This is a genomic window from Bulleidia sp. HCP3S3_C9, from assembly GCF_052064035.1.
In the GTDB taxonomy this organism is placed as follows: Bacteria; Bacillota_I; Bacilli_A; order Erysipelotrichales; family Erysipelotrichaceae; genus Bulleidia.
Window position 1 is genome coordinate 1 of sequence record NZ_JBQHWJ010000084.1, and the last position, 4,699, is coordinate 4,699.

Consider the following 4,699-nt stretch of genomic DNA (forward strand, 5'->3'; position numbering starts at 1 on the left):
AGCCAAATATATTTTTAAATCTCATCCAATGACCCGCAGACAGATTACGAATGCTTTGAATGCTGCTTTTCCTATTTTTGCTTGTCAATGAATCAGATGGTCAATTATGTTTTTAAATATGCCATCCAATGTTTCCACTAGATTTTTGATATTTACCGGTTTTGATAAATGTGCATTCATACCAGCTGCCATTGATTTTTTCTTATCTTCTTCAAAGGCATTCGCTGTCATCGCAACAATTGGAATATTTGCTTTTCTTCGGTTTGAAAGATGTCGAGTTTCTTTTGTTGCAGTATATCCATCCATCTTTGGCATTTGAATATCCATCAAAATAAGATCATACGCATTTTCATCTAAAGCTTTCATTCTTTCTACTGCATCTATTCCATCATTGACACTATCTACAATAAAACCAGCATTTTTTAACATCTCTTCAGCAATTTCACGATTCAATTCATTATCTTCCACAAGCAAGATATGTTTTCCTTCATAATGACTGTGAAGTATTTCATCCGGTTTTTTTCTGACAGCTTTTGGATTTTTTAACACAGAAATCAATTCTGATTTAAATAATGGTTTTGAAATAAACGCAGTTACCCCTGCATCTAAAGCTTCCTGTTCAACATCAGAGTAATCATATGCACTCAAAATAATAATTGGAGCTTCATTTTTCATACTGGAACGAATTCTTCGAGCCGTTTCAATTCCATTCATATCAGGCATCAGCCAGTCAATAATAAATACTTCAAATGGCTCAGACTGTTCATATGCTTCTTGAGAACGAATCACAGCTTCTTTGCCAGAGGTTGTCCAGTCTGCACGCATTTGAATATCTCTAAGCATTTTACTAACACTCATACACGTATCAATATCATCATCCACCACAAGAACTCTTGCACCAGCCAAAGATGAAATCGTTTCATAAGTAGATGCAGAATCATTGATCTTCATCGTTAGACAAACAACAAATTCACTGCCTTCTCCTTCTTTCGAATTCACGTGAATCGTTCCACCCAGCATATTTACAAGATGCTTTGTGATTGCCATGCCAAGTCCAGTACCTTCTATTCCGCTATTTGTAGAAGAACGTTCTCTAGAGAAGGAATCAAATACATGTTTTATAAATTCCTCTGACATGCCAATCCCATTATCTTTTACTGTAAATTCAAAATATGCGTAACCTGGATCATCACATGGTTTTTCTTTGATGCGAATATTGATTCTACCACCGACTTGCGTGAATTTAATCGCATTCCCTGTCAGATTCAATAAAATCTGATTTAAACGAAGCTTATCTGTAATGACATCTTCATGAACAATGTCTTGTGTATCAATACAAAGATCTAGCTGCTTTGAATGAATACTGCCTTGAATAATTGTTGTCAAGTCATGGAGTATATCTGGGATATGAATTTCATGACATTCAATATTTACAGCACCATTTTCAATTCTACTCATGTCAAGAACATCGTTGATCAAACTCAATAAATGCTTTGAAGAAATATTGATTTTTGTTAAATAGTTATTTAATGCATCTTTGTTATCTATATGTGTTGCTGCTAAAGCAGTATAGCCAATGATTGCATTCATTGGTGTTCGAATATCATGAGACATATTATTCAAGAATGTTGTTTTTGCTTTATTTGCATTTTCTGCCATCTGTAAAGCATCACGCAAGGCTTTCTCTTGTTCTTCAAGTTTTTCTTTTGCTTCCAATTCTTTCTTTTTTTCTTCATGAATATCTTTTACTACAAACAAAACTTCTGCAACTTTTCCATTATCGTCACGCTTCTTAGAAATATACGTTGCACGATACCAGTGATTATTTCTAGATTTCACTTCCATATTGATGAAATTTTTATAACGCAATCGATTCTGCAGCGTTGTAAGATCAAAAAATGCTTTTACTTCTTCTTGTTTTTTGAATTCATCATTCAAATTTCTATCAAACAATATGTTATGCAGGTTTTGCAAAGATTGTTTTGGCTGTGCAATATAAAACCCACTTTCCTGGCCATGAATGACAGAATACTTGTCTTCTTTAAAATCTAATACAACCATTTCCTGATATTGAGATGCAAGTGACTGTATAACTTCTGTTCTAGCTTCCTGCTGTTTTAAAGCATATTCCAATTGCATTTGATATTCATTTTCCTTTTGAACGATTTCATCAATTGGCTGAATTCCAATGACTACCTGAAATCGCTCTTCATCTACATGCATACGAACAATTTTAATATTGAAATATTCTTTTCCTGCTGGATTAGGAATTGTCTGATAGCGGTATTGTAAACTGTCTTGTTTCCGTAATTCGCACATCAAAACTTCTGGGCGCATATATTGCCAGAAATCTTGTTTTCTATCACTAACAATCAGATTATCAAAATAATACTGGAATCTTTTTGTATATGAATTTAAATCTTTTTCTTCTAGAGTGGAATTCAACAAGCTATTATGCGAATAATTTCCCTGTTTGAGTATTTCTAATGTGTCTTTTTTTAAATCACATAAATATACATCTGTATAATCAATACAAAGTGCATTTAATAATGAAGTTTTTCTTTGTTCTGTATTTATATCCTCTCTATATTCTAAAGCAGACATCAATTCATCTTTTGTATCCGAAATATAACAGAGACAATATCCTTTCTGATGTGTAGGCGTAATTTTCAGATGAATCATTGCCCCAAGCTCATCAGAGAATTCCTCTAATTCAACAGTCTTTCCATCCCATGCTGCTTCAGAATATTTTTTCAGCCACTTATTCTTTTGATTTGGGAATACTTCAGAATACTTTTTCTCGTATAAATCTTCTCTTGTAAAACCAGATAACTCCATTGCTATTTGATTTACATAAACAAAGACCCAGTCTACAGGTTGAGAATGCTCATCTAAAAGAACATGCACAACGTACATTGCTCTTTTTCCTTGATTAAACATTTCTAAAAGTATCTGATCTTGTTCCATTTTATTCACCTTTGGTTTCTTAAAAAAACTATCTAACGCGATTTCGAGAATTTTTTGATTCAACCAGTTGAATACGATCTGAACAGTCTTTCAAACATTGTATTAACAACGGATTGAATTCACCACATTCCCCATTGATGATCATTTCTATTGCCTTTTCATGAGAATACGCTTTTTTATATACTCTCTCTGACACCAAAGCATCATACACATCCGAAATCGATACAACCTGTGCAGAAATTGGAATATAGTTTCTCTTTAATCCATCTGGATATCCTCTTCCATCCCACTTTTCATGATGCCATCTGCAGATTTCATATGCAAACTGAATGAGAGTATCATCCTCTTCCATTTGCACCTGACGAATCATGATTGCACCAATGGTTGTATGTGTCTTCATGATTTCATACTCTTCCTCTGTCAGCTTTCCAGGCTTATTCAAAATCTTTTCATCAATTCCAATTTTACCAATATCATGTAATGCACTCGCTAAAGAAATCTGTTTTTTATCTTCTTTAGAAAGTTTATACATGTCAGTTAATTCTGTTAAACGATTCAAAATAATTTCTGTTATTTGTTCTACATGGATCACATGCGGTCCACTTTCACCATTACGATTTTCGACAACGTGAGAAATAATTGATGTAACGACTCTAGAATTCTTTTCTCTTTCTTCTATCTGTTCACGGATTTCTCTTTGTAGATTTCTTTGTCTTTGATACAAACGAACGATATTATACACACGTTTTCCAACAACATCTGCAGAGAAAGGACGACGAACATAATCAGAAATGCCTAACTCATAGCAGCGACGGATTGCACTGTCTTCATCCATACTGGAAATCATAATGACTGGTAAATCCTGAATCAAATCATTCGCATTCATAAATTCCAGAACACTAAATCCATCCATTCTAGGCATTACAATATCCAGTAAAACAATAGAAAGTTCTTTGAAATGATCTTGAATGATTTGTGTTGCTTCTACACCATCACATGCTTCTATTACATTGTAATCGTCCAGTAAGATTTGCGAAAGAAGGAAACGATTCATGTCAGAATCATCAACAACAAGAACAAGAGGTTTATTGTCATCTCTTTCATTCAAGGAACTAGTTATCTGTTTATTTTCATTCCATTCAGAAACAACACGATTCTTAGAAGATTTGGCAATATACATCAATCGATCAGCTTTCGCAACGGATACCTCTCTTGTCTCTGTCATCGAAACCACCGCACCGATAGAAATTGATAATTGCAGCTTATTATAGCCTTTCACACGTGCCATACGAACTTGAGAGCGAATTCTTTCCAGTTTTCTTTCAAAGCTTTCCTCTTGAATTCCATCCAGAATCAATAAGATTTCATCCCCACCAATACGTATGATCTTATCATTACTACGAATATTATTTCGAATAATTTGCGTTACTGTCTGTAAAGCAACATCTCCAGCTTTATGACCGTAGATATCATTACATAACTTGAAGTCATCAATATCAATCACCGCAATCCCTGCAGGTGTATTCACATTCTTTTCAACTTTTTCATAATATGCACGATTATATACACCTGTTAAAGGATCTGTATACATGCTTGCATATGTCGCTGAGTATTTTTCAACTGTTAGCGTCCGGTTAATTTAACCATTCAGAGTCCGGTAAAAACGACCAATTTCAGTCCAATAAAAAAAGCCAACACATCAGATGACTTTCATAAATTCATTTACTGCCTG

At 34.0% G+C, this 4,699-nt stretch carries 2 protein-coding genes; both read right to left on the reverse strand.

Going from position 1 to position 4,699, the window contains the following annotated elements:
• Positions 1-84 precede the first annotated feature (84 nt).
• Entirely contained in the window at positions 85-2,967 is a 2,883-nt protein-coding gene (locus tag ACTND6_RS10470) for a response regulator (protein ID WP_441024140.1), read from the reverse strand.
• Positions 2,968-2,995: 28 nt separating this feature from the next.
• A complete protein-coding gene (locus ACTND6_RS10475; protein WP_441024138.1) occupies positions 2,996-4,558 on the reverse strand; it encodes a diguanylate cyclase in 1,563 nt (520 codons plus the stop codon).
• Positions 4,559-4,699 lie beyond the last annotated feature (141 nt).